A 3,926-nucleotide genomic window follows, 5' to 3' on the forward strand; every position below is an offset into this window, starting at 1 on the left:
GGCATCGGCTCAGGCATCGGTTCAGGCATCGGTTCAGGCCCAGGCTCAAGATCCGGCTTTGGCCTGGGATCAGGCCGATATCCTCTATGGCGATGCGATCGCCGCGCTGGTCAAGCTCCAGCTCGGGCTGTCCACCGCTGGGTTGCCGGTCTACGACGCCGCCTTCCTGCGCCGCGAACTCGATCTGTTCGGCGACTGGCTGCTCGCGCGGCGGCTGCGGATCGAACTGTCCGAGCGCGAAGCGCAGGAGCTTGAGACGCTGTTCGATCGGCTCATCGAGAACGCGCTGGAGCAACCGCGCGTCGCCGTGCATCGCGATTTCCACAGCCGCAACCTGATGCTGACCACGGCTGCCAATCCAGGCGTCCTCGACTTGCAGGACGCGGTGGCGGGGCCGCTCACCTACGACCTCGTCTCGCTGTTGAAGGACTGCTACATCGCCTGGCCGCGCGCGCGCGTGCTGGGCTGGCTCGATGACTACGCCGCGCAGGCGCAATCGGCCGGCTTGCTCAAGGCGACCGACCGGCCCAAGCTCAGACGCTGGTTCGATCTGATGGGCGCGCAGCGCCATCTCAAGGCCGCTGGCATCTTCGCGCGTCTCGCGGTGCGCGATGGCAAGCACGGCTATTTGGCCGATCTGCCTCGCACCCTCGGTTATCTGCAGGAACTCGGGCCGCTCTATCCCGAGTTACAGCCGCTGGCGACGCTCATCGCTCAACGGCTCGTCCCGCGCTTGAGCGCGCGGTGACCGATATCGCGTCGGTAGAAGGCGCCGTCGAACCGAATCCGCTCGGCGCGCGCGTAGGCGTTGGCCGCGGCCTCGCCGACATCGGCACCGAGCGCGGTGACACAGAGCACGCGGCCGCCATCGGTCAGCGTCCGTTCGCCGTCGTAGCGGGTGCCGGCGTGAAAGACTTTGGTCTTGCTGCCGCCCGTGCTCAGGTCCGTGCTCATGTCCGTGCCCGCGCCGCCTGTCCCCGCCTTGCTGTCGCTGTCGCCCGCCGTCTCCAGGCCGCTGATCGGCTGGCCCTTGGCATAGGCGCCCGGATAACCGGCTGCGGCCATCACCACCCCGAGCGCGGCCTGATCGCGCCAGCGAGCCTCCACCTCGGTGAGCCGCCCCTCGCTCGCGGCCAGGCAGAGTTCGAGCAGATCGCTCTCGAGGCGCATCAGGATCGGTTGCGTCTCGGGGTCGCCAAGACGGCAGTTATATTCGAGCACGCGCGGGGTGCCGTCCGCGCCGATCATAAGCCCAGCGTAGAGGAAGCCGAGGTAGGGCAGGCCTTCGGCGCGCAGCCCGGCCACGGTGGGCTCGATCACCTCGCGCATGATCCGCTGTTGCAATTCGGGCGTCACGATGGGCGCGGGGGAATAGGCGCCCATGCCGCCGGTATTCGGTCCGCGGTCGCCCTCGTCGCGCGCCTTGTGATCCTGCGAGGTGGCCAGTGGCAATACCTGCTCGCCGCTTACCAGGACGATGAAGCTGACCTCCTCGCCAAGCAGCTTGTCCTCGATCACCACCCGGGCGCCGGCCGCGCCGAATTGGCCCTGGCCGAGCATCGCCTCGACCGCAGCGCGGGCCTCAGCCAGCGTCTCGGCGACCACCACGCCCTTGCCGGCGGCCAGGCCATCGGCCTTGACCACCACCGGCGCGCCGATCCGGTCCAGATAGGCCAGCGCCTGCTCGCGATCGTCAAAGGTGCGATAGGCGGCGGTCGGGATGCCGTGGCGCCGCATGAAGGCCTTGGCGAAGTCCTTCGAGCCCTCGAGTCGGGCGGCCTGGCGTGTGGGGCCGCAGCAGCGCAGGCCGGCAGCGACCAGGGCATCGCTGACGCCGGCGACCAGCGGCGTCTCCGGGCCGATGATGCAGAGATCGATCTGCTGCTCCCGGGCAAAGCGGATCAGCGCCTCGGCGTCGGTCGGCTCCAGGTCGACGTTCTCGACCCCTGGCTCAGCGAGGGTGCCGCCATTGCCGGGAGCGACGAAGACCCGCTCGGCCTGCGGCGACTGGGCGATCTTCCAGGCCAGGGCATGCTCGCGGCCGCCGGCGCCGATGATGAGGATGTGCATAAGGGCTTCTACCGAATCGGGGATGGCTGTCGGTCAGCCGGTTTCCGCCCCGCGCGTCTTTCGTCCATCCGTGGCGGCGCTTGGGTCCCGCGACCGGGGCAAGATCGTGCTGACGAATTCTAGAGGTATCATGCGCGCGGCGCGAGGTCGCGGCAGCGGCGAGGGTCACCTGCTGAGGCGATTTCTGTCAATCGCCTAAGCATCGAAGCGCGTCTGCTATAGTCTTTCGCGGTCGCTCCATTGATCGTCATTGAGGAAACGCCATGCACTTGCAGCCCGTGATCCTGTCCGGCGGCTCCGGCACCCGGCTCTGGCCGCTCTCGCGCGAGGCCTACCCGAAACAGTTCCTGCCGCTGACCGGCGGCCACACCCTGCTGCAGGACACGGTGCTGCGCCTCGATGGCCTGGTCGCCGAGCATCCGCGCCTGGGGCTGTTGCCGCGCGATCCGATCGTGGTCTGCAACGAGGCGCATCGCTTCCTGGTCGCCGAACAGTTGCGCCAGCTCGGGCGCGCGCCGGCCGTGATCCTGCTCGAACCCTTCGGCCGCAACACGGCGCCGGCGCTGACCCTGGCGGCCCTGAGCGCGGTCGCCGCCGATGACGATGACCCGGTCCTGCTGGTGGCGCCGGCCGACCACGCCATCGCCGATGGCGAGGCGTTTCGCCAGGCGGTTGCCGATGGCGCGGTGTTGGCAGAGCAGGGCGCCGTGATCACCTTCGGCATCGTGCCGGCCAAGCCCGAGACCGGTTACGGCTACATCCAGCAGGGCGAGGCGCTGGCCCATGCCGAACTCAACGGCGCCGCCTATCGCCTGCATGCCTTCGTCGAGAAGCCCGATCGCGCGACCGCCGAACGCTATCTGGCCAGCGGCGAGTATCTCTGGAACAGCGGCATCTTCATGCTGCGCGCCTCGGTCTGGCTGACGCTGATCCGGCGCTTCCGCCCGGAGATCGCCGAGGTCTGCGAGGCGGCCATCAAGACCGGGCGCGGCGATGGCGAGTTCCGCCGCCTGGACGCCGGCCGGTTCAAGGACTGCCCGAGCGATTCGATCGATTATGCGGTGATGGAGCGTCTGTCGCAGGCCGAGGCCGCACCCGAGCATCCGGCGATCGTGTTGCCGCTCGCGGCCGGCTGGTCCGATGTCGGTGCCTGGTCCGCGCTCTGGGAGGTGCGCGAGCAGGATGGCGATGGCAACGTCCTCGATGGCGATGCCTTCGTGCACGAGTCGCACGATAATTTGCTCATCGCGCAGAGCCGCCTGCTGGCCGCGGTCGGCGTCGACAACCTGATCGTGGTCGAGACGCCGGACGCGGTGCTGGTCGCCCATCGCGAGCGCGCGCAAGAGGTGAAGGCGGTCACCGCGTTCCTGAGCGAGTCGCGGCGCAACGAACATCGCCATCATCAGCGCGTGCATCGCCCCTGGGGCGCGTTCGAGTCGATCACCATGGGCGGTCGCTATCAGGTCAAGCGCCTGACGGTGAAGCCCGGCGAGGCGCTCTCGAAGCAGATGCATCATCACCGTGCCGAGCACTGGGTGGTGGTCTCCGGCACCGCCAAGGTGACGAATGACGACAAGACCTTCCTGCTGACCGAGAACCAGTCGACCTACATTCCGATCGGCACCACCCATCGGCTGGAGAATCCCGGCAGCATCCCGCTCGAGATCATCGAGGTGCAATCCGGCAGCTATCTGGGCGAGGACGATATCGTGCGCTTCGACGATCTCTACGATCGCGGCGGCGACAGCGGTTGTTGAGCCGGCGAGCGGCTGCGTGATCGGCCTGGCTGACGCGGTCTCGGCGGGGCCGCGCGCGACGCGCACCGGGGGTGCCGCAGACGCGCGCGCGACTGGCCG

3 protein-coding genes are annotated in these 3,926 nt (G+C 68.6%); 2 read left to right on the forward strand and 1 reads right to left on the reverse strand.

Translation table 11 applies throughout. The features are described 5' to 3' along the window. Positions 1-58: 58 nt before the first annotated feature. Positions 59-748 carry an aminoglycoside phosphotransferase family protein gene (locus ACLFQI_RS12230; protein ID WP_410759719.1) on the forward strand — a complete coding sequence of 230 codons (690 nt, stop codon included), beginning with the start codon at positions 59-61 and terminating at the stop codon, positions 746-748. Here ACLFQI_RS12230 and purD read toward each other — a convergent pair. Further along, positions 715-2,070, reverse strand: a complete 1,356-nt coding sequence (gene purD, locus ACLFQI_RS12235; RefSeq protein ID WP_410759721.1) for a phosphoribosylamine--glycine ligase — start codon at positions 2,068-2,070, stop codon at positions 715-717. The genes ACLFQI_RS12230 and purD overlap by 34 nt on opposite strands. Before the next feature lie 263 nt (positions 2,071-2,333). Between purD and ACLFQI_RS12240 the strand changes: the two genes are divergently transcribed. Then, entirely contained in the window at positions 2,334-3,827 is a 1,494-nt protein-coding gene (locus ACLFQI_RS12240) for a mannose-1-phosphate guanylyltransferase/mannose-6-phosphate isomerase (RefSeq protein ID WP_410759723.1), read from the forward strand. The last annotated feature ends 99 nt before the right edge of the window (positions 3,828-3,926 follow it).

The organism is Halochromatium sp. (assembly GCF_046541315.1).
Classification (GTDB): Bacteria; Pseudomonadota; Gammaproteobacteria; order Chromatiales; family Chromatiaceae; genus Lamprobacter.